Origin of the sequence: Acinetobacter calcoaceticus, from assembly GCF_051947995.1 — a bacterium.
In the GTDB taxonomy this organism is placed as follows: domain Bacteria; phylum Pseudomonadota; class Gammaproteobacteria; order Pseudomonadales; family Moraxellaceae; genus Acinetobacter.
Window position 1 is genome coordinate 68,510 of sequence record NZ_JBLVVH010000009.1, and the last position, 21,685, is coordinate 90,194.

The window sequence follows — 21,685 nt, forward strand, 5'->3', positions numbered from 1 at the left end:
TTACTCATGAGAAATTATTTAACCGCTTTTCCCCATAAACGAATCCGGCTAATCCCGCCATCGGGAATCATATTGACGCGGATATAGTTTACTTTTTGATGTTGCAGTACTTCTGCAACATATTCATGAATATGGTCCATGGTCAAAGGTTGCTGTTCCAATAGAAATGGCCAGAACATACTTTGCGGAATCAGTTGTGCATCGGTTGCATTTTCAATATAAGCGGCTTGAATCGAACAAAATGCGGGGAAATTGCCTTTAAAAAATGCGGTATCGACTTCAATTTTTTCAATCTGCCCTGTTTGTCCCAAAGCAATAATGCACCAATCAAAACCAGGGGCACGGCGACGTTTGGTCTCCCAACCATCGCCCATATTAATGCCGCGATTAGGACTGAGCAGATTATTCGGATGGCCGAAATGCGCATCACTAAAGGCCACAATACGCCCACCATTTTTTAAACCAATTAAATCCATCTGCCGGGTTGTATCGACATGTTCAAGCACCACACGGCCATACACTCTTAAACGCGCGATGCCCCCATCAGGGAAAATATTAATACGAATATGGGTAACTTTCTGAGCAGCGCAGTCGAAAAAATGATGCTGATCCGGAGATAAAACCGAGTTTTCTAATAAAGCAGTCCAGGTGATCCCTTCCAGTTGATTATCTGGGGCATAACAGCCCTCAATAGAAGCAGATGCCGGATAATTTCCTGTAAAAAATGAGGTATCAATATCAAATCCAGATACAATTCCCGTTACGCCCAAACGAACAATACACCAGTCATAGCCAGACTCACGTTTGCGGCGGGTCTCCCATCCATCCATCCATTTGCCATTGTCATCATATTTTCCTTCGATGAATTGAGCGGGTGCACTTTGCAACATTCTTGCAGCTTCTGCAAAAAACTCATCGGAACAACTCACAATATTTGCACCAATTCTGGCATCAGCGAGATTGGTTAACGCTTGCAAATGGGTCGGTAAAGCCACGGTTTTAGCAACATGCACTGTCATTGATCGTTCCTGAAGGTTTGATTTCTATTCTATTATGCAAGATCCAGTCCAACTGGTCTGACCTGTTGTTAAAAATATAGCGATTTTTGATCGACATCGCCAACAAAAAGATGAATTTTGTGTAGAATCAAACTGTTTATTTTTATCTTTAAGGCGTGTTGCTTATGAGTCCACAAGCTATGCTCAATGGAAAATCATCTCAGGTGACTGAGCAAGCGGTGGAAGTGATTCATCAACGCATTCAACAAAATACCTATCCTGTCGGTTCTGCTTTACCCTCACAACGTGATCTTGCCCTCCAGTTGGGCATCAGCCGTGCTTCGTTACGCGAGGCCCTCACCCGTCTTGCCGCTTTAGGATTATTGGAAATCAAGGCGGGTAAAGGGGTTTATGTGATTTCACAACACAGTCAGGCCGCCGAACAATGGGACGGCGAACACCGTGTTTCTCTCAAGGATTTCTATCAATTACGCTATGTACTGGAAGGTTTTTGTGCGCTGTTGGCCTGCGAATATTTAACTGAACAGGATAAATCGACCTTACAGCAACATTACCAGTCACTGGCCTCTGCAATTCAGACACAGAACTGGCAGGCAGCCTCTGAGGCAGATTATGCCTTTCATCAGCATATTATTGAACTTAGTCATAATCAGTCTATTATTCAAACACTTAAAATGCATACCGAATGGATTAAAAAAAGCCAGATCCTGCCTTTTGTCCAGCCGAATCTGGCATTTAAAACCATTCAGGAACATGAAATCATTCTGCAAGCCTTATTTAATCAGGATGCAGCTGCGGCTGAAAAAGCCATGCAAGCGCATATTATTGGTGCTGCGCAACGTGCGGGTGTGTACTTTGCTCGGCATAACAGCTCAATCTAAGTATGAAAATTAAATCTGCACTACTTTGCTCCATGCCTTGAACCATATCCATGCAGCCTTCCCTTTTATGCTTTTTAATAAAGCAAATCATCTGGTATGACCAGTAAAACCAGTTGCTAAAATTGGCACACTTCTCGCTTAGAACTGTTTAGAAACTTATTTATATATTTAGGGTCTGAACGATGAATATTGCGATTGTAGGTGCAGGTATGGGCGGTTTGACTGCTGGTATCGCGTTAAAAAAATTTGGTCATCAGGTCACGATCTATGAACAGGCAGCCGAAATATTACCGGTCGGTGCAGCCATTTCACTGTGGTCAAATGGAGTCAAATGCCTGAATTATCTAGGCCTTACCGATCAAATTCAGGCGCTCGGCGGGCAAATGGAGTCTTTGGCCTATGTCGATGGACTGAGCCAACAAACCATGACTCAATTTAGCTTATCTCCTTTATATAAAGAAGTCGGGCAACGCGCCTACCCGGTCGCCCGGGCCGATCTACAACACTTATTAATGCAGCAATTTGGTCTGGCAGATATCAAACTGGGCATGAAAATGACGGCAATTGAAAACCATCAAGAAGAAGTCACCATTCATTTTCAGGATGGCTCACAAGTTCGGGCTGATTTACTGATCGGTGCAGATGGTACACATTCTCTCACCCGACAATTTGTACTGGGCTATCAAGTCGAACGCCGCTATGCGGGTTATGTCAATTGGAACGGTCTGGTTAATATTGATGAAACCATTGCGCCTGCCATGCAATGGACCACTTATATCGGCGAAGGCAAACGTGTGTCACTGATGCCGGTGGCCCAAAATCGTTTTTATTTCTTCTTTGATGTCCCCTTGGAGGCAGGACTGGAAAATCGACGTGAATACTATAAGCAAGATCTCAAAACTCATTTTAGCGGCTGGTGTGAACCTGTACAAAAACTGATTGAACATTTAGATGAGCAAAAAACCAATCGTGTCGAAATCCATGATATTGAACCTTTTATGGACTTCTACAAAGGACGTGTGGTGCTGTTAGGTGATGCAGCACATAGCACCACACCAGATATTGGCCAAGGTGGCTGTCAGGCCATGGAAGATGCGATATATCTCGCCCGTGCCTTGCAAATCAATACCTTCGGTCTGGAAGATGCTTTGGCACGTTATCAAAACAAACGTAATGAACGCACACGAGAAATGGTCTTGAGAGCACGTAAACGTTGTGATGTCACCCATATGAAAGATCCTCAGGTAACTGAAGAATGGTATCAATCGCTCTATCAGGAGCAAGGATCACACATCATGCAAGGCATCATCAGTAATATTATCGGTAATCCACTGGATTAAGTGTTTTTGTTTTTAACTCCCCCCTATCTAGGGGGCTTTTTTTCGTGTTATGTTGCAGTCCACAAAAAATGCATATCCCGACGAGAATATGCATTCGATGTTGAACTTATTGCTTAAAATTTATAACTCAGTGACAAACGGTTCTGCAAGAAGTTCTTGTCATAACGTGGGGAAGTCTGAATCCCTGCAAAATTACTGATACTGAAACCTTTTAGCGCCCCTGTAAAATTATAAACTCCAAACAGCATATATTCAGATTGATTACGGCTGGCAACTTGTGCTGCTTCCTTTAAGTCCATAAATGAATAACGCGCACCGGCAATGAGCTGATCAGAGACTTTTCCTTCCAAAGACAACATCAGGGCATGACCTGCACCTAGATCCTGAGTACTGGTAAAAAAAGGCTGGGCAAAAATTTCACCTGAAGAGGTTTTGGCGGCATACGGCGTTAACAGTGCACCATTCAGATAACTTTCACGATCCGGTTTAATATAGTTATATGCAACTTTTAAAGTGGCTACAGGCAAGACCTTAACTGCTGCCTGTGCACCAAAAATCTGGCTGTTCACCTCACCTGCCAGTGCTTTGCCCTGATCTTTGCCAGACATATATTGCAGTGAAAACTCAGGGGCATATTTAAGTTTTGGCATTGCCAGATCCGCTTGTGTATAAATCAGGCGGATATAATCATCATAACTTTGATACCACAACTGGGTTTTTAAGCTTCGATCGTCGGCTAAGTGAAAACGTTTCCCAACACCCACTGACCAAACCCCATCGGTTTGCAGATTCGAATTCTGACGAGCGCTTTTTGTAAACTCATCTTCGCCATAACTTTTATATTTATTGACTTTGGTCAGGCGCAAGAAATCGTTATTGTCTCCGATCTGGACATCGGCGGCCTGATATAAAAACATCAAGACACGGCGGTCTGCATAATCCCCCATAAACGGTAAATTGAGACGCTGATTCCCGACGGTCACCCGAGCCAAATCATTTTTCCACGTCAGATAGGCTTCTGCTAAACCATCACCATCTTCCTTGAGTTCATCGACTTCAGCCTTATTATCTTTCTCATCTAAACGACGCTGAATATCATAACCAACAGCGGCCTGTACCCCATAAAAAGGCGCTGTTTCATACTTTATATAACCACCGATGACAGCCGTATCCTGATTCAGATTATCCACAAAATAAGCATTATTGAGTGAGTAATAGGTTGATTTCACTGCACCATGCAGACTGCCACAGGCAAATGCCGCAGCCAGTTGATCGTTCGCCTGACAATCCTGTTGCAGGTTCAATAGATGATTCAGACTGGTATCAGCCGCCCACGCCTGTATGGCTGGGCTCATCACGAGCACGAGTATGGCTGATTTTAATTTAAAACTTCTCATAAAAATTCCCCGTAAGATTTGATTTAAAAATCACTTTTGGCTTTTAAAAATCCTGTTTCTGACTTTTTCAAGACAAAAACTCCCCTTGACCTATTCAAGCTTGAATAAGCAACTTTGAATGATGTGCAGGTAAAAGCGGGATTCAGACTGAATATTCGGACCTGAACCCGCGATGATCAATGCCCTGAATTTAAAGGCAAGCTTGCTACTTCCACTGTTTTTTTAGTGAAAGGTAGATGGTTAAAAATGAGGTTGAGTAAGATAGCGGTAATACAGGCTGAGCTAATACCTGAATGCAATAAAGTTTTTACCCATGTTGGAAATTGCGCATAGAATTCCTGATTGACGATAGGAATCATGCCGATAGCCAGTGAAGTGGCCACGATAATCAGGTTTTTATGATCGTTATAATCCACTTTGGCTAAGGTACGTATACCACTGGCGGCAACCGTACCGAATAACACGATACCTGCCCCACCCAAAACAGGCATGGGAATCGATGCCACCAGCCGCCCCACGATAGGCAATAAGCCGAGGATAATCAAGATTCCTCCTGCAGTCGCCACCACAAAACGGCTTTTAATGCCCGTCATGGCAACCAACCCGACATTTTGGGCAAAAGCTGTTTGCATGAATGAACCAAAGATCGGAGAAATGGCGCTCGATAACATATCGGCACGTAAACCGTCGCCTATACGTTTCGAATCAACTTTGGTTCCAACAATTTCACCGATGGCAATAATATCGGCAGTGGTTTCGGTCATAATCACCAAGGTCACAATCGTCATGGAAAGAATGGCAGAAAACTCAAATACAGGCGAACCAAAATGGAAGAAACTTGGAAATGCAAAAACCGGACCTGTACTGACCTTTGAAAAATCGGTAAATCCTGCCGCATAGGCGAGCACAGTACCTAGAACAATGGCAACCAGAATCGCGAGCCGACGGAGCATCTGGCTACGCAACATGCTGAAGATAATCACAATCGCCAGCGTCATCACCGCCAGACCGACATTAGCCGGATCACCCCAGTTCTCAGCTTTGGGATTACCTCCCATAATCCAGCGGATCGCCACAGGCAGCAATGAAATACCAATCATGGTAATCACACAACCGGTTACCACGGGTGGAAAAAAGCGGATGATTTTAGCGAAAAATGGCGTCAGCAATAAACCAATGAGGGAAGCAACGATTACAGCACCAAAGGCAGAGGCTAACCCGCCACCGGTGCTGACAATTGCCAGAATGGTCGCAACGCCTGCAAAAGAAACGCCTTGAACAATCGGTAATTTTGCTCCGAAATGCTTGAGACCCATGGTTTGCAACACCGTCGCCAATCCCCCTACAAACAAGGCAGCAGCCACCAGCAATCCAATTTCTGAAGCCTCCAGTCCTGCAGCTGCTCCAATAATCAATGGGGGTGCAATAATTCCACCATACATCGTCAACACATGCTGCAAACCATATAAAATGTTTTTATTCATGCCTAAATATTGATGTTCTGCCGAGATCAGCGCATCTCGTTCTGTAGGTGTGTTGTCTTGATGCATGGTTAATTCCTCAAATTAGATTCATAAGGTCCACATTGTTTAAGTTGATTTAGCTGCCGCGATAAGTTGAATAAGAAAATGGACTGATCAATAAAGGCACGTGGTAATGCTGTTGCGTATCAGTGACCTTAAAATCGATACAGACGCTTGGATAGAAACTGGCTGTGTTCAAAGTCTGAAAATAATCCCCCACTTCAAAAATCAACTGATAATTGGCCTGGATAAATGCTTCGATCCTGAAAGCCGGAATACGGCCATCCGCATCCGTTAACTGTTCATCCTGCAAAACATATTTATGATTGATTTCCTGATAGAGTTTCACCAAAACCTGAGGTGCTGGCTGGCCCAGTGCTGCATTTAAAATATGTGTGCTGATACCCGCCATTATTGAATCTCCTGTTTTAAACGAAACAAGGCAATTTCAGCCAATTGTTGTTTTACTTCGACTTGCTCTTGTTCGACCGTATTGAGTAAGCGACGTTGCAATTCGGACAAGATTTGCTGACCAGAGCGGCCCGCTGCACGGATCAGAAAAATATGCCCAAATTTGTGCTCGTAATCTAAATTGCCCTGATATAGCGCCAGTTGCAGCACAGCATCCGTTTCAATCTGAGCTTGTTCACGTTGGGAAAAATGCTGCTCTTTCTCAGACAAAACTGCTGCTGCTTTTTTCTCGCCAATGCGAGGATGTTGCGCCAAAGCTACAGAAATTTCAGGCCATGACCATGCCTGCGCTTGTGTCACTGCAGCCTGATAAAGTTGCTCTTTAGCTGGATAAGGACGTTGCTGTAGCAGTTCAGCAATCCAGTTCGGGATATGCACACAGGCCTGTAAAACACCTGCTGCTCTGTCTGGATCGAGTTGATTAAATGTTTCGAGTTGCATCTCTGCTCCAATTTAAGGCATTGTCTGACTGGTCAGACCAGATATCCTAAATAAAGCAATGAATATGCCAATTATGGCGTATGAAGCTTTCGATAGCGTTTGTTTGGATATCTAAATGAAAAACGGCAATCACCGAGGATCGCCGTTTTTTTTATTACTATCGATTAAAAAAGCTTTAGTTCAGGCTATAAGCAATCACATAATCACCATGATCAGGTGATTGACGCGCGCCACCCGCAGTAATCAGCACATACTGCTTACCTGATTTCGGTGACACATAACTGATTGGTGTACCTTGGCTACCGACAGGTAAACGCGCTTTCCACAGCTCCTTACCTGAAGATGAATCCAGTGCACGCAAATAATAATCCTGAGTCGCGGCAAAGAAGACTAAACCACCTTGAGTTGCCATTGGACCGCCAATGGTTGGCATACCAATTGGAACAGGCAGGCCCATTTTGATTCCCATCGGGCCAGTATCCTCTACCGTTCCCATTGGCACTTGCCATGCAACCTGACGCGTTTTCATATCTACTGCGGTCATGGTGCCATACGGTGGTTTTTGGCAAGGAATCATCAATTTCGACCAGAAGCGGTCTTTATTGACTTTGTATGGGGTTCCTTTCATTGGCACGGCACCCATACCGGTATTCACTTTTTCACCACCATTGGCCTGAACTGCCAGATCTTCCGGCGTCTGTTTAATTAACTGAATCCATAAGCCCAAACGCATGTCATTGACGAACATATATTGATGGCTTGGATCAAAGGCAATACTGCCCCAGTTCATACCGCCTAGAGAACCCGGGAAGCTCAATGATTTATCGGTACCCGGTGCAGTGAATAAACCTTCATAACGCATCGATTTAAAGTTAATACGACACATGAGCTGGTCAAATGGTGTGGCGCCCCACATATCAGATTCCGTTATGGTCTGGTTACCAATCTGCGGCATTTCGACTGAACGTGGCTGTGTTGGGCTGTATTGTTCCCCTGGAATATCCGCAGGCTTCACCGCTTGCTCAACCACCTTGGTTAATGGCTGCCCGGTTACACGATCCAGTACAAAGAACTGGCCAGATTTTGTACCAATCACCACAGCAGGCTTGTTGCTGCCATCCTTCATCGGGAAATCGACCAGACTAGGCTGCATTGGCAAATCAAAATCCCATAAATCATTATGAACCGTTTGATAGACCCACTTTTCCTTACCTGTGGTCGCATCTAAAGCCAGTACGGATGAGTTGTATTTATGGTCTAATGGTTGACGGTTACCGCCCCATACATCGACAGATGAGCTACCCATTGGCAAAAACACCGTGTTCATTTGCGGATCGTAAGACATCGCCGCCCATGAATTTGCCGAACTGCGTTTATAGGTTTCACCATCCTTCAATACATAGTTCGGATCAGGATTGCGTGGATCAAAGGCCCAACGTAATTCACCTGTAATGACATCGTATGCACGAATTACACCACCAGGCATATCCGCTGCAAAATTATCGGCAATACGGCTACCGACGACAATTACCGTACCCGCAATGGTTGGTGCTGAAGTCACTTCAAAACGTGGTGCTGTGGTTCCCTCACCCAAGCCTTTGAGCAAGTCAACGGTGCCTTCTACACCAAAGTCTTTACAACGTTCGCCCGTATCTGCATTGACGGCAATTAAACGACCATCCGGTGTATTGGTATAAACACGACGTAAGCATGAGGTATTGTTTGCCACCGCTTTTACTGGGGTCGCTCCAGCCAGCGTCGGCTGAACCAGCGCTTGCGTTGAGTCAAAATAAGCAACACCACGGCAACGTTCCCATGCATCTGACTTGGAATTGACTTCTGCTTTCCAGAGTTGTTTACCGGAGTCCGCTGCCAAGGCAAAAATATTGTTATGCGGCGTACACAGGAAAATCTTGTTGCCCACCTGTAGCGGGGTCATCTGATCTTCTGCACCATTGCCTGAACCCGTGGTGAAATCACCGGTACGGAAACGCCAGACTTCTTTCAACTGGTGCACATTATCACGTGTAATCTGATCCAGTGCCGCAAAACGGCTTCCACCTGCATCCTGACCATAATGCTGCCAGTTGGTCTGCTTCATATCGGTTTTTACCGGGATTAGCGGTAATGCCTGTCCCGATGCAGTGACGGTTGGGTGTGGCTGGAACATCTGATAGAGACCAATCACCATGCCAATCACTGTCAATATTCCAAGACCATAAGCAGGTAAATCCGCACTCGGTTGAAATTGATAACGACGAATGGCAGGTAAAGTAAACATCAGGGCCGCAAACAAGCCTGCTGGGAACATCAGTCGTGAAAATAAAGGCCAGAACTCCAGCCCTGCATCAAACAACGACCAGACGATTGTCCCCGCAAACACCAGGGTAAATAACCAGACACCAAGCGCTTTTTTCCTGAAAATAAAAAGTGCAGCGATCAGCGTGAGGACACCTGAAATCACGAAATACCAGGATCCACCTAAAGTCGCCAGCTTTACCCCACCGACTGTAAAAAACAGTCCGGTCAGCAATAAAACCAGCCCCAGAATAAAACACCATATTTTCAGTATGGTATGCGAGCTTGAAGATTCAGACATCTGTCATACTCCTGTATTAGAAATTCAGTCCAACTGAAATACCGGCTACCCAGACATTATCACGAGACGGATTGCCCCTTGGCTGATAAACATACTGGATGTTGGGACGTAACATTACGGCTGGGGAATAGTTGTAAACATAGTTCAGTTCAACATTCATCTCATCATCACGATCATGATTGGCAGGGATCTGGTCGTTAAATTTATAACGCCCCACCCCGAAACCGATCTGGTCGGCCGGTCGTGATGGCAAGGCTCCCTTGTACCAGAAGGCGATTTGCTGGGTATCGGAAATATTGGCGGTTTTATCGTTGTTCCAGACCAGATTCACGGCGCCATATAAACCACCCTTTGAATCTGTGGCATTGCTGCTCAACTGTTGCTGGGTATTCAGCCAGATAGCCGACTTTGGATCATGTCCTGCTTGTGTATCAACCCGGTCATAGTCATGACTACTCCAGAAACCGCCAACTTTATACTCGCCCGCCAAGCCGTTTAATTTGTTGGTTTTCCAAGCCAATTCGACTGGAATCAGGACACCTTTCGCCCGATCCGTAGACAGGTTAAAATTGGCATTGTCCTTCACTTCAGTATTTTCGGGATTATTTTCATAAACGCCCACCCCAAATGTCCATTCTGGCAGAAACTGGTATTTAACATTTGCAGCCCAGCCACTCACCGGACCGTTATACCAGACATCACCCTGACTCTTACCCACTTGGCCACCACATAAAATCAGACTCTGGAAATTACAGTGTGAGCCATTAAAGTCCTCAGACATGCCCATACGCCCAAGCTTAAACTGCAGGGTATTGTCCAGAAATCCTGTTTTAATCCATGCTTGCGTCAAGCGCCAGATATTACCGCGCCCATAGATTTCCGTTGGACTACCGTTCATGTCAATATTGCTGGCAATATTACGTCCATCCCGTTTGGTCACAGTGAGAGCGGCTGTCGTGTTGGGTAATCCCGCAATTTTAGCCAAATCAAAATTTGCGCCCAATGCCACCTGATTGGCATTTTTGGTGGGATGATGGTCCAGACCCTCCAGCACTGTTGCTGTCTGGTTCATGACATTGAGGTTAAATTTATAGCCCTCTTTTTCCAGTTGCTGGCGCTGGCCATTCCAGTCGCCGAGGAGCCATTGACGATCCTGTGACCAGGGTTGATCCGCAAAACCAGATTGAGCGGCACATATCGCCACAGCCAGACAGCTCATCTTGAGCAAAAATGCATTCGAATTCATATTCAGCCTCCTTGCCGTTTATTTCAGTTTTACAGCTGAACTGAGTTCAGACGTTGCACCCAAACGATCCGTAATATTTGCTGTCACTGAAGCAACTTGTGCTGTCGGTTTCCAAGTCAGCGTCGCTATTCCTTGCGCATTGGTGGCAGCAACCGCCGAACCTAAATAAAACTCGGCTTCATTTGAATTTGCCGATGAGTTTCCAAAAAACTCGACCTGATAACGCTGGTTCGGCTGCCCTTTAACTTCGACTGCAATTTGTCCTTTGGACAAGCTTAATTTCGGTGCCTGAATATTTTGGTTGGGTTGAGCATTACAGCCTTGTTCATTGGCCTGCTTGCAGGTCTTCTGTAAGTTTGCAGGATCAATCTTGACGCCATGACCGCGAGATCCCACAAAATGCGCATGTTCCAGTCCTGGAACGTCAAAAATAATCGCGCCGACACGTTGATTCGGTACGCAACTGCCACCTGCTTCACAACGTTTAATCTCTTTACCATTATTCCAGATTTGGTTTTTAGTCAATGTGATATGTGCATCGGCATCTTTTTCAGAGCGGATCGCGATTCCCACCCGATTGCCATGTACCTTATTGCTGTCAAAAATGTTGCCGTCACCCGTCAGGTTAAAACCATTAGAGTTATTGGTCAGTTCGTTATAGGCAATGTAGTTGCGTTTGCCCCAGTTGATCTGCAGGCCATCCGAATAGTTTTCAAATTTATTGCCGATCACGGCATTGTCATTGCCCCACAAGATTTCAATCCCTTGTGATGGTTCAGGATTGGCTGCTGTAGAAATAAAATTGTTATTGGCAACCAAATTGAATGCTGCACCACGGGTCAGTTCAAGCCCGTCACCATTGTCCTGAAAATAGTTGTTCAATACTTTGTTGTTATTGGTGGTGGTCGCTGTTGGATTGCCCTTGCCATCATCGCCTGTCAGCATCACCCCTGCACCACCGTAGTTATGCATGATGCGGTTATTTTGAATCAAGTTATTGCTCGCACGGTTCATTAAAATTCCGATACAGAAATGACGGATTTCCAAACCTTGAATCGTTACGCCATTGATGTCACGTAACACGATGCCCGGTAAAGTCGTCGTCCGAACATTGGTCCCGAATTGTCCTTCAACAGCCCCCGGACAAGCTTCAACTCCTGTGCCTTTAATATAATTTGATCCATCGACTGCAATAAACTCCCCTGTTTTTGCCCATTGCGTTCCGATAATTTTTACCGGTGCTTTGATCTCAGGTAATGGACGATTCACCTTAATGGCATAAGGGCCTTTGCCGACTGCCTGAATCAGAATCTCGCTGCTTTCTGTCGGCTTGCTGTTGGCTTGCTCAATTGCCCAGCGCAAAGAACCTTTATCCGCATCATCCTGATAACGATCAACAATATACGTTTCTGCTGCTGCCCAACCCGAAACTGCCATAGCGATGGCTAAAGTACTTAAACGTAAGTAAATTGTTTTCATGTCTAAACATCCTTTTTAAATTATTGCGTAGGCTGAACCGTTTTTAAAAACTGTTTCAGTTGGGTCACATCAATCTGGCCGGGTGCCGATGCCTCACCAATCATGCCAAAGCTAAAGCTACCGCCCATGTTGGCAGTGGCGATGCGGGAAATCGTGCCCAGTTTGCCCATCGACATCGTGAGTAACGGTTTTTTAGACTGTTGACTGACTTTCAAGGTCGCATTCATGAGGATAAATACATCCTGTTTGTTTTGCGGCATCACTGCGATTTTCAGAATATCGGCACCTAACTCATCCTGTTGAAGTAACCGCTTGATAATCTCAGACTCGGGTGGCGTTTTCTGGAAGTCGTGATTGGACATGACGATCAGTACTTTTTTCGCATGCGCCATTTTCACGGTATCCTTCACAATCTGCTGATCACGGAACATTTCCACATCCAGCATGTCCATAAATGGCTGCTGTAAATACGCCTGATAGGTCTTGCCATAATCTGCATCACTTATCGTTAATTGCCCACCTTCGTTATGGGTACGAATCGTGGCGATCAGCGGTTTAGTGCCTAATATCTGTTTGAGTTCATGGCCTAAGGCAATCACCTGCTTGCGATCACTGGCAAAATTCAGTAAATCAATCCGAAACTCCGCAAGATCGGCATCCGCATTGGCTGCAATCACTTTTGCCTGAGCAATGGCCTGCTCTCTGGTTTTAGCCGTAATGGGTACAATGGTTTTCACCGGCAGCTTTGCCAGTTCAGATAATTCAACCTGTTTTTGCTGATGATCTTGCGCTTGTGCTGTTTGAACCATCAATAAGGGGCTAACAAGCAACATTACTGCTGCCAGTGTTTTCATTTTCATCGGTATCATCCTTAATAAATTTTTTACAACTCTGCGACGTCTTGCCGAGTTCTCATTTCATTTTTTGATTGCTCCTCACCGGTTAAGATGAGGAGTATTTCCAATTTCAGGAATCAAGTAATTCCATGATCAGCCCATCCCTGAAACGAAGACATTTAAAGAAATATCTAAATATCAAAGAACACGGTCTCATCATCACCCTGAATACGGATATCAAAGCGATAGACCACTTCACCATCCACGTCACTGCGTTTGGCGATTAAAGTCTGGCGACGTACTGCCCACTCAATGCTGTTCAGCACTGGATCATTGGCATTGGCATCCACCTCATCATCAAAATAGATACGGGTGTGCAAACCGATATTAATACCACGGGCAAAAACTGCGACTGCGATATGCGGTGCCTGAATCGAGCCTTTACGGCCGGCAACAGCGCCCGGTTTTACCGTATGAAAACTCCAGAAGCCTGTTTCAAAATTGGCACCTGTACGTCCCCATCCCTGAAAATGTGGGTCGGCAGTTTTGCCTTGGGTATCCGCCTGACTTGGATAAACCCCATTGGCATCTGCCTGCCAGATTTCCAGTAACACATCTCTTAATGGCAAACCGAGTCCATCAAACACCTGACCTTCCAGACGAATCCGTTGCCCTTGTGTCTGCTCATTGACTAACTGGTTATCGAAGTTATGCTCAAATACTTCAATATTGGCCTGTTGTGGTAATAAGCCGATATGCACATAAGGACCGCCGGTTTGTGATGGGGTCTCTTTCAATTCCTGAAAATTCCATGCATTCATCGTATGTCTCCCTTATGTCAAATCATTTTCAAAATAAGTCGCACGACGACCACGCAGATGAATATCAAAGCGGTAACAACGGCTATCTGCTTCAATGAAATTGTTTTTATCTTCCAGTGCGATCAAGGCACGACGCTGATCTTCAGATGGAATGGTTTTTAAAATCGGACAGGTGTCAATCAGCGTATCGCCTTCAAAATAAAACTGCGAAATCAGACGCTGTGCCCAACCATCAGCGATCAGGGAAAAATGGATATGCGCCGGACGCCATTCATTAATCCGGTTACGCCATGGATATGGTCCCGGCTTGATGGTGCGGAAAATATAAAAACCATTTTCATCAGTTAAAGTACGGCCACAGCCACCAAAGTTAGGGTCCATCGCACCAATAAACTTGTCATTAGGGTGACGATAACGACCCGATGCATTGGCTTGCCATACTTCCAGCAAGGCATTTTTCACAGGACGACCAAACTGATCACGTACATAACCATGCACAATGATACGTTCACCAATCGGTAATCCTTCTTTGGCATAGTTCAGAATCAGGTCATTATCTTTGGGGCCAAAAATACTCGGTGAAAAATGCGGTGACGTCACTTCAGTCAAGGTTTCATTAATTGAAATCAATGCATTCTTTGGCGAGCGTAATACACTGGTCTTATAGCCGGGTGTATATGCTGGCGGATGATCATCTGTATTTCGTTGTGGGTATGCACCTAATGTATGTTTTAACATGCCTGTCTCCTTAATCCTGTGGTTGTGCCGCAACGGGTTGCACGTCAATGCCAAGTTCTTTAAAGACTTCTTCGGCCATATGCATCGCCGCATTTGCTGCTGGCAAACCGGCATATAAAGAACTATGTAAAATCAGTTCCTTTAATTCATCTTTAGTCACACCGTTATTGAAGCAGGCACGTAAATGCATTCTCAGTTCGTCTTCTCGCCCTAAAGCCAATAAGATGGCAATCGTGACCAGACTGCGGGTATGGCGTGGTAAACCTTCACGTGACCACACTTCCCCCCAGGCGAAGCGACTAATAAAGTTCTGGAAGTCCTGATTGAAATCATTCAGGTTCTGTAAAGAACGTCCGACATGTTTTTCGCCCAGTACTTCGGTACGGACTTTCAGTCCTTGTTGATAACGCTGCTCATCATTCATTGACTTTTTCCTCGATTAGGTTGCATCGGTATGGGCAACGATAGATTTAACAAAAATGGCGACTGCTGCTGCGGCAGCAGGAATCATTAGCAGGCTCAGAATGGCGGTAAATGACCAGTTATTTCCAAGCAGGATCGCTCCGATCCATGCACCAAATACCGCACCAAAACGTCCAATTCCCATCATCCATGCAATCCCTGTTGCACGACATTGAGTTGGGTAGAAACGGGCACTTAATGCAGGCATGGAAGACTGGGCACCATTGATGGCAACACCGGCACAAAGCACCAGAATGGCCAATAAGGTCGGGCTATTCAGGCTTTGACCAACGGCTACAGCGAAAATACCTGCCACGACATAGAACACTGCCAATACCCGGTTCGGATTGAATTTATCCATTGCCCAACCAATCACCAATGCACTGAGTACACCGCCAAACTGGAATAACCCGCCGATAAATGCCGCACGTTCCATGCTCGCACCGGTTTCACGCATCAAGGTTGGCAACCAACTGGTCAATAGGTAAATAATGACCAGCCCCATGAAATAGGTGAGCCACAATAAAACCGTACCTTTGGCATATTGTTTAGAAAACAACATCTTGAATACGTTGCCCTTGGGTGCAACATTGGATTCTTCTTCAGGAATATGAAACTGGGTAATACCTTGGACTTGTGAAGGCGCAATATGGTTTAAAATTTTACGTACTTTTTCAGGGCTCTTATTTTTTACAATCAGGAAGCGATAAGACTCCGGCAAGAATACAATCACCAGAAGCATCAATATCAAAGGAATAATTCCGCCAAACAGGAATAAACTGTGCCAACCAAAAGCAGGAATAAGCCAACTACTGATAAAGCCACCAATCGCCATCCCAAGATTAAAACCGCAGAACATACACACCACTAAAATAGAGCGTACGCGTTTCGGGCAATATTCCGAGAACAAGGTTGTGGCATTCGGCATGGCTGCACCCAAACCAATACCGGTTAAAAAGCGTAATACCACCAATTGATCCAGACCTGATGCATAGGCAGAAGCAAAGGTAAAACCACCAAAAATCAGCATGGCCACTGTCAAAACGATCTTACGGCCAAAACGGTCAGCCGTTGGTCCCGAGACTAAAGCCCCAATAATCATACCGCCCAAAGCGGCACTCATCACCGGACCTAACTGGGAACGGTCAATGCCCCAGTCCTGTGTGAGGGCTGGTGCAATAAAACCCATTGCAGCAGTATCCACACCATCAAAAAAAACAATTAAAAAACAGATAATTGCAATCATCCATTGATACTTGCTAATCGGCGCATTATCAATTAATTCCTGTGCATCCATGCTGTTATTTTTTGCAGCGTAATCCTGAAACGCCATAGTAGTCTCCTTGAGGCGAAATCCTTTTAACAAACCTAAGTGTTTATATTCTTTGGATAAACTTTGTCAGTTCCTGAGTAAATACTTGTGGTTGCTCAATATTCGATAAATGTGAAGCCAGCAAAATCTCAAGCTGACTGTTTGCAATGTGATGATGCATAAACTCTGCATCCTGGATTGTGGTGACGGGGTCGTATTGCCCTGCGATAATTAAAACGGGAATTTGAATCTGACCAAGTTGCGCCCGAACATCGGCATCAGCTAAGGCACGACATGCATTGGCATAGCCTTGTGCTGGTGTCACTGCCAGACTCTGAATGGTTTTTTGTGCCAGCACATCATGCGCATAATCAAAATGCTCACTAAACCAACGGGTATGCGTGGTTTTTACAAGTTCTGCCAAACCGTTTTGTTCTACGCTATCTGCACGGGTATTCCATGCCTCGGCATTCCCAATTTTTGCAGCCGAATTTGCAACCGTAATGCTATGAAAGCGTTGTGCATGATTGATGGCCAAGGCCAAGGCTGTAATTCCACCCATTGAAATACCGCAGAAATGGGCTTTTTCAACAGCTAAAGCATCAAGAATATCGATCACATCTTCAACCAGATTTTGCAAGCTCGTATCGGCAATCACACTACTGGTACCATGTCCACGTGTGTCATAGGTAATGACCTGATAATGCTCAGCTAAAGCTGTCACTTGCGCCTGCCACATCCCATGATCGGTTCCCAAAGAGTTAGAGAACATGATCACAGGTGCATCTTTGCGCCCTTGAACCTGAACAGCCAGCGGATGTCCCTGACGATTATTGATATGCGTGATCATGTACTTACTCTCCTTGTTGTGCATATAGGACTGCATCGATCTGTGCCTGAATATTGCCTAGGTAAGATGCAGGATTGAACAACTCATCGAATGCCTGATCATTGAAATGGGCTCGCACTTGCTCCATGTCTGCTAACACGGTTTTTAAATGCTGCTGTTGGGCAACAGCTTGCTGGCAGGCTTGCTCAACCAGATGATGTGCATTCAAACGGCCAAGCTTTGGGGCCAACGCCATCATCACCGCCTCTGCCATGATGAGGCCATGGGTACATTCAAGATTACGTTGCATCGCGTCTGTGTTGACCTGCATGTGCTCAAGTACGTCACTGCTTCGCTCTAAAACACCTGCACATAGCTGGAAAATTTCTGGAATCGCCAGCCATTCCGCATGCCAAGCCCCTAAAGCCCTTTCATGCTCTTGCACCATGCTTTGAAAGACACTTGCCATTAAGGCCGGTACACGATTGGCTGCGGCAAGAATTGAAGCTGCAGCCACCGGATTACGCTTATGCGGCATGGTCGATGATCCACCACGCCCTTTTGCTGTCGGTTCAAAAACTTCTGCGATTTCGGTTTGCATCAGCAATGACCAGTCTTTTGCCATCTTGCCAACATTCCCTACAATCAAGGCAAGCGTGCTGGCAAGCTCAACCATACGATCGCGCTCACCATGCCATGTACATTCAGGCGCTGTTAAATTGAGTTGTGCTGCAAAAGCTGCAACCACAGCTGTGCCTTGATCCTGTAAAGATGCCAGTGAACCTACTGCACCACCGAGTTGTGCAGTCAATACGCGACTTTTCATGGCCTGTAGACGATCAAGATCACGTTTCAAGGCAGCTGCCCAACGGGCAAATTTATGACCTAACGTAATGGGTAAAGCTTGCTGTAACCAGGTACGCCCAATCATGACCTGATCGCGATATTGCTGCGCTTGCTTTAAACAAATTTGATAGGCCTGTTGCAATTGCTTTTCGATCAATGCCAAGGCATCACGGCACTGCAAAATCGTTGCTGTATCAATGATGTCCTGACTGGTTGCACCCCAATGCACATAGCGTGAAGCATCTTCATTCTGCTGTTTTACCAAGGCAGTGAATTGCTTGACCAATGGAATCGCAACATTACCTGCCAGCCCTGCTGCTGTAGCCAACGCATCCAGATCGATGTGCGCTACCGCATTTTGACCAACCTGTTCAATCATCGTTGCCGCTGAAGCAGGAATGACGTTGACCTGTGCCTGAGCTTTAGCTAAAGCCACTTCGGCCTGTACCATATATCCCAATAAAGCGTGATCACTAAAAATTGCAGTGACATCAGGCTGATAAAATAAGCTGGCGTATAACTGGCTCATAACAGACCTCACTCAACACGTTGAATAATCAAGGCAATCCCTTGACCGACACCAATACACATCGAACACAAGGCATATTGTCCCTTGATCTGTTCAAGCTGGTTTAAGGCCGTGGTCACCAGACGCGCACCAGAGGCACCTAAAGGATGACCCAATGCAATTGCACCGCCATTCGGATTAACCCGTGCATCATCATCTGCCAAACCTAAATCACGGGTGACTGCCAAAGCCTGTGCCGCAAAAGCTTCATTCAATTCAATCACGTCCATGTGTTCTAGCGTGAGATTGGCCTGTTTCAGCAGTTTCTTGATCGCAGGTGCAGGCGCAAAGCCCATAATCCGTGGTTCAACACCGACTGTAGTCGCAGCAATGATTTTGGCGCGTGGTTTGAGCTGATATTTTTCCACTGCGTCGTCTGAAGCAATCAATACAGCGGCCGCGCCGTCATTAATTCCAGAAGCATTACCTGCGGTCACAGTACCTTCGGCTTTGACCACACCTTTGAGTTTGGTTAATGCTTCTAAAGTGGTTGATGCACGTGGATGCTCATCACGATCGACCACAACTGCATCACCTTTACGCTGAGGAATGCTGACAGGCACGATTTCATTGGTGAAGAAACCTTTGGCTTGCGCCGTTGCAGTACGCTGCTGACTGTTTAAAGCAAACTGGTCCTGATCGGCACGGTTGATGTTGAACTGTTCCGCCACGTTTTCTGCGGTTTGTGGCATGCTGTCCACACCATACATTTCTTTGAGCTTTGGATTGATAAAACGCCAGCCCATGGTGGTGTCTTCAATTTTTTGACTACGGCCAAAGGCACTATCCGATTTGCCCATCACATAAGGGGCACGGCTCATGCTTTCTACGCCACCAGCAATAATCAGGTCGGCTTCATTGGCTTTAATGGCACGGGCAGCCATGGCAATCGCATCCAGTGATGAACCACACAAACGGTTCACTGTAGTAGCAGGCACCTGATACGGTACACCTGCTAATAGTGCTGACATACGCCCCACATTACGGTTATCTTCACCCGCTTGGTTGGCACAACCATAGATGACATCATCGACCTGTTGCCAATCCACAGTTGGGTTACGTTGCATGAGTGCTTGGATTGGAACTGCCCCCAGATCGTCAGCACGTACTGGGGCAAGACCGCCTGCATAACGACCAAATGGGGTACGGATGGCATCAATGATATAAGCGTTTTTCATAGTCTTACATTTCCATTTCTAAATCTGTTGTGAGCACTGCCACAAATTATGGGTTTAGTCATTCTTCCTTTGCGTAGGCAATGCCTATATAAAAAGCCTCTGCTTTAACCCGTAATTAGTGGCTGTGTAAACATTATCCATGCGTCGCATCAATCAACTGAGCACCCGTCAACGCCTGTAACGCCTCAAAGCTCAGACCATCCACTTTTTCAATCACTTTTAAACCGTCTTGAGTCACATCAATCACACACAGGTCGGTATAAATCCGATCAACACATTTCAATCCCGTTGCCGGATAAGTGAGTGCTTCGACGATCTTTGGTTCACCTTGCTTGGTGTTGTGATCGGTGGTGATAAACACTTTCTTGGCACCGACAGCGAGATCCATGGCACCGCCCACCGCAGGAATGGCATCAGCTGCACCGGTATGCCAGTTGGCGAGATCACCATTGGCCGCCACCTGAAAGGCACCGAGTACCGCAATATCCAGATGTCCGCCACGCATCATGGCAAAGGAATCACCATGATGGAAAAAGCTGCCACCCGTCAGCATGGTGACGTATTCTTTACCCGCATTGATCAGTTCAGGGTCTTCCTCACCTTTGGCTGGTGGTGGACCGAATGCGAGTAGGCCATTTTCCGAATGCAGGAATACATCTTTATCGGCTGGAAGATAGTTTGAAATCTTGGTTGGCAGGCCGATGCCCAGATTGACATAAGCACCATCTGGAATATCTTGCGCGACACGTTCAGCGATCTGGTCACGGCTTAGTTTTTGATAGCTCATGTTTATGCTCCTATGCCATTGGCTGCATCGACAGCGACCACATGCTGTACAAAAATCCCGGGGGTAATAATATGTTCAGGATCAAGTTGACCAAGTTCAGCCAGTTCAGACACCTGCGCAATGGTGACATCTGCGGCCATAGCCATGATCGGGCCGAAGTTACGCGCAGATTTGTTATAGACCAGATTGCCCCAGCGATCGCCTTTGTGTGCTTTGATTAAGGCGAAGTCAGCCTTGATCGGATACTCAAGCACGTAGTCTTTACCATCGATATGCCGGGTTTCTTTGCCTTCTGCCAATAAGGTACCAAAGCCAGTTGGGGTAAATACAGCACCGAGCCCCATTCCTGCGGCTTGAATACGACAGGCCAGATTGCCCTGTGGGACCAATTCCAGTTCGATCTTGCCGGCACGATACAGTTCATCGAACACCCATGAATCGGACTGACGCGGGAAAGAACAGATAATTTTACGAACCGCACCTGTTTTAAGCAGTTTGGCCAAACCGTAATCGCCATTGCCTGCATTGTTATTGACGATGACTAAATCCTTGATACCAAGCTCAATCAATCCATCAATCAGTTCAGCGGGTTGTCCTGCGGTGCCAAAGCCACCGATCATGATGGTTGCGCCATCCTTGATCTGTGCCAGTGCCTCAGTCAATGTGAGCGTACTTTTATCAATCATCTACCTACTTCCTGTACGATGCATCACTCGTATTTTCATCCTGAAAACCGATGAAATTAAGTCGAGTGTTTTGTTCGGATTTCTTCTATTCATTCTTGATAAATTCTGCGCTCACTTCTAGACGTTGAAGTGCATTTTGTTCGATGATTATTTTTTATGTTCGATCATCGAACATTATCCAAGTAAAATAGTCATGTTTGGTTTAGAATAATTCTTCAACAAAAGA

20 protein-coding genes are annotated in these 21,685 nt (G+C 45.8%); 2 read left to right on the forward strand and 18 right to left on the reverse strand.

Features of this window, described 5'->3' with window-relative positions; all coding sequences use genetic code 11:
* Positions 1-14: 14 nt before the first annotated feature.
* Entirely contained in the window at positions 15-1,019 is a 1,005-nt protein-coding gene (gene alc / locus ACNQO6_RS15545) for an allantoicase (RefSeq protein WP_440209558.1), read from the reverse strand.
* A gap of 164 nt (positions 1,020-1,183) precedes the next feature.
* On the opposite strand from alc, the gene ACNQO6_RS15550 reads away from it, so the two are divergent.
* Together ACNQO6_RS15550 and hpxO are read left to right on the forward strand one after the other, a co-directional pair.
* Complete coding sequence (locus ACNQO6_RS15550; protein ID WP_440209559.1) at positions 1,184-1,900, forward strand: FadR/GntR family transcriptional regulator; 717 nt, start codon at positions 1,184-1,186, stop codon at positions 1,898-1,900.
* A gap of 182 nt (positions 1,901-2,082) precedes the next feature.
* Complete coding sequence (gene hpxO, locus ACNQO6_RS15555) at positions 2,083-3,240, forward strand: FAD-dependent urate hydroxylase HpxO (RefSeq protein WP_440209560.1); 1,158 nt, start codon at positions 2,083-2,085, stop codon at positions 3,238-3,240.
* Between the two features lie 113 nt (positions 3,241-3,353).
* Here the strand turns inward: hpxO and ACNQO6_RS15560 are convergent, their stop codons facing one another.
* From ACNQO6_RS15560 to ACNQO6_RS15640, 17 genes are all read right to left on the reverse strand, one after another.
* Positions 3,354-4,637 (reverse strand): OprD family outer membrane porin, encoded by a 1,284-nt coding sequence (locus tag ACNQO6_RS15560; RefSeq protein ID WP_440209561.1) that lies wholly within the window; start codon positions 4,635-4,637, stop codon positions 3,354-3,356.
* A gap of 176 nt (positions 4,638-4,813) precedes the next feature.
* Positions 4,814-6,187, reverse strand: coding sequence for a nucleobase:cation symporter-2 family protein (locus tag ACNQO6_RS15565; RefSeq protein ID WP_440209562.1), 1,374 nt, complete (start codon positions 6,185-6,187; stop codon positions 4,814-4,816).
* Between the two features lie 49 nt (positions 6,188-6,236).
* The gene (gene uraH, locus ACNQO6_RS15570; protein ID WP_440209563.1) at positions 6,237-6,572 is read right to left on the reverse strand and encodes a hydroxyisourate hydrolase; all 336 of its coding nucleotides are present in this window, start codon (positions 6,570-6,572) and stop codon (positions 6,237-6,239) included.
* Positions 6,572-7,072 (reverse strand): 2-oxo-4-hydroxy-4-carboxy-5-ureidoimidazoline decarboxylase, encoded by a 501-nt coding sequence (uraD, locus tag ACNQO6_RS15575; protein WP_440209564.1) that lies wholly within the window; start codon positions 7,070-7,072, stop codon positions 6,572-6,574. Before uraD ends, uraH begins: the two co-directional genes overlap by 1 nt.
* A gap of 175 nt (positions 7,073-7,247) precedes the next feature.
* Positions 7,248-9,671, reverse strand: a complete 2,424-nt coding sequence (locus ACNQO6_RS15580; protein ID WP_199948875.1) for a glucose/quinate/shikimate family membrane-bound PQQ-dependent dehydrogenase — start codon at positions 9,669-9,671, stop codon at positions 7,248-7,250.
* A 16-nt stretch (positions 9,672-9,687) separates the two neighbouring features.
* Positions 9,688-10,917 carry a carbohydrate porin gene (locus tag ACNQO6_RS15585; RefSeq protein WP_440209565.1) on the reverse strand — a complete coding sequence of 410 codons (1,230 nt, stop codon included), beginning with the start codon at positions 10,915-10,917 and terminating at the stop codon, positions 9,688-9,690.
* Between the two features lie 18 nt (positions 10,918-10,935).
* Positions 10,936-12,396 carry a right-handed parallel beta-helix repeat-containing protein gene (locus ACNQO6_RS15590; RefSeq protein WP_440209566.1) on the reverse strand — a complete coding sequence of 487 codons (1,461 nt, stop codon included), beginning with the start codon at positions 12,394-12,396 and terminating at the stop codon, positions 10,936-10,938.
* A 20-nt stretch (positions 12,397-12,416) separates the two neighbouring features.
* On the reverse strand, positions 12,417-13,256 hold the full coding sequence (gene aroD / locus ACNQO6_RS15595) for a type I 3-dehydroquinate dehydratase (protein WP_440209567.1): 840 nt from the start codon (positions 13,254-13,256) through the stop codon (positions 12,417-12,419).
* A gap of 167 nt (positions 13,257-13,423) precedes the next feature.
* On the reverse strand, positions 13,424-14,053 hold the full coding sequence (gene pcaG, locus ACNQO6_RS15600; RefSeq protein ID WP_005231114.1) for a protocatechuate 3,4-dioxygenase subunit alpha: 630 nt from the start codon (positions 14,051-14,053) through the stop codon (positions 13,424-13,426).
* 12 nt (positions 14,054-14,065) lie between these two features.
* A complete protein-coding gene (gene pcaH, locus ACNQO6_RS15605) occupies positions 14,066-14,791 on the reverse strand; it encodes a protocatechuate 3,4-dioxygenase subunit beta (protein WP_004654275.1) in 726 nt (241 codons plus the stop codon).
* Positions 14,792-14,801: 10 nt separating this feature from the next.
* Positions 14,802-15,215 carry a 4-carboxymuconolactone decarboxylase gene (gene pcaC / locus ACNQO6_RS15610; RefSeq protein WP_032875567.1) on the reverse strand — a complete coding sequence of 138 codons (414 nt, stop codon included), beginning with the start codon at positions 15,213-15,215 and terminating at the stop codon, positions 14,802-14,804.
* Positions 15,216-15,230: 15 nt separating this feature from the next.
* Positions 15,231-16,586 carry an MFS transporter gene (locus ACNQO6_RS15615; protein ID WP_005231116.1) on the reverse strand — a complete coding sequence of 452 codons (1,356 nt, stop codon included), beginning with the start codon at positions 16,584-16,586 and terminating at the stop codon, positions 15,231-15,233.
* A gap of 43 nt (positions 16,587-16,629) precedes the next feature.
* Positions 16,630-17,415: a 3-oxoadipate enol-lactonase gene (gene pcaD / locus ACNQO6_RS15620; protein WP_440209568.1), complete on the reverse strand. Its 786-nt coding sequence runs from the start codon at positions 17,413-17,415 to the stop codon at positions 16,630-16,632.
* Positions 17,416-17,419: 4 nt separating this feature from the next.
* A complete protein-coding gene (locus ACNQO6_RS15625; protein WP_440209569.1) occupies positions 17,420-18,769 on the reverse strand; it encodes a 3-carboxy-cis,cis-muconate cycloisomerase in 1,350 nt (449 codons plus the stop codon).
* Positions 18,770-18,777: 8 nt separating this feature from the next.
* On the reverse strand, positions 18,778-19,986 hold the full coding sequence (gene pcaF, locus ACNQO6_RS15630; RefSeq protein ID WP_440209570.1) for a 3-oxoadipyl-CoA thiolase: 1,209 nt from the start codon (positions 19,984-19,986) through the stop codon (positions 18,778-18,780).
* A gap of 133 nt (positions 19,987-20,119) precedes the next feature.
* Positions 20,120-20,773, reverse strand: a complete 654-nt coding sequence (locus ACNQO6_RS15635; protein WP_440209571.1) for a 3-oxoacid CoA-transferase subunit B — start codon at positions 20,771-20,773, stop codon at positions 20,120-20,122.
* 2 nt (positions 20,774-20,775) lie between these two features.
* Positions 20,776-21,459, reverse strand: coding sequence for a 3-oxoacid CoA-transferase subunit A (locus ACNQO6_RS15640; RefSeq protein ID WP_440209572.1), 684 nt, complete (start codon positions 21,457-21,459; stop codon positions 20,776-20,778).
* Positions 21,460-21,685 lie beyond the last annotated feature (226 nt).

Coding starts and splice junctions, on each gene's coding strand:
- pcaF (WP_440209570.1), bottom strand. CDS start 19,986: ATGAAAAACGCTTATATCATTGATGCCATCCGTACCCCATTTGGTCGT.
- ACNQO6_RS15585 (WP_440209565.1), bottom strand. CDS start 10,917: ATGAATTCGAATGCATTTTTGCTCAAGATGAGCTGTCTGGCTGTGGCG.
- ACNQO6_RS15635 (WP_440209571.1), bottom strand. CDS start 20,773: ATGAGCTATCAAAAACTAAGCCGTGACCAGATCGCTGAACGTGTCGCG.
- hpxO (WP_440209560.1), top strand. CDS start 2,083: ATGAATATTGCGATTGTAGGTGCAGGTATGGGCGGTTTGACTGCTGGT.
- ACNQO6_RS15580 (WP_199948875.1), bottom strand. CDS start 9,671: ATGTCTGAATCTTCAAGCTCGCATACCATACTGAAAATATGGTGTTTT.
- ACNQO6_RS15560 (WP_440209561.1), bottom strand. CDS start 4,637: ATGAGAAGTTTTAAATTAAAATCAGCCATACTCGTGCTCGTGATGAGC.
- pcaG (WP_005231114.1), bottom strand. CDS start 14,053: ATGAATGCATGGAATTTTCAGGAATTGAAAGAGACCCCATCACAAACC.
- uraD (WP_440209564.1), bottom strand. CDS start 7,072: ATGCAACTCGAAACATTTAATCAACTCGATCCAGACAGAGCAGCAGGT.
- ACNQO6_RS15625 (WP_440209569.1), bottom strand. CDS start 18,769: ATGAGCCAGTTATACGCCAGCTTATTTTATCAGCCTGATGTCACTGCA.
- ACNQO6_RS15550 (WP_440209559.1), top strand. CDS start 1,184: ATGAGTCCACAAGCTATGCTCAATGGAAAATCATCTCAGGTGACTGAG.
- aroD (WP_440209567.1), bottom strand. CDS start 13,256: ATGAAAATGAAAACACTGGCAGCAGTAATGTTGCTTGTTAGCCCCTTA.
- pcaD (WP_440209568.1), bottom strand. CDS start 17,415: ATGATCACGCATATCAATAATCGTCAGGGACATCCGCTGGCTGTTCAG.
- uraH (WP_440209563.1), bottom strand. CDS start 6,572: ATGGCGGGTATCAGCACACATATTTTAAATGCAGCACTGGGCCAGCCA.
- alc (WP_440209558.1), bottom strand. CDS start 1,019: ATGACAGTGCATGTTGCTAAAACCGTGGCTTTACCGACCCATTTGCAA.
- ACNQO6_RS15565 (WP_440209562.1), bottom strand. CDS start 6,187: ATGCATCAAGACAACACACCTACAGAACGAGATGCGCTGATCTCGGCA.
- pcaC (WP_032875567.1), bottom strand. CDS start 15,215: ATGAATGATGAGCAGCGTTATCAACAAGGACTGAAAGTCCGTACCGAA.
- pcaH (WP_004654275.1), bottom strand. CDS start 14,791: ATGTTAAAACATACATTAGGTGCATACCCACAACGAAATACAGATGAT.
- ACNQO6_RS15640 (WP_440209572.1), bottom strand. CDS start 21,459: ATGATTGATAAAAGTACGCTCACATTGACTGAGGCACTGGCACAGATC.
- ACNQO6_RS15590 (WP_440209566.1), bottom strand. CDS start 12,396: ATGAAAACAATTTACTTACGTTTAAGTACTTTAGCCATCGCTATGGCA.
- ACNQO6_RS15615 (WP_005231116.1), bottom strand. CDS start 16,586: ATGGCGTTTCAGGATTACGCTGCAAAAAATAACAGCATGGATGCACAG.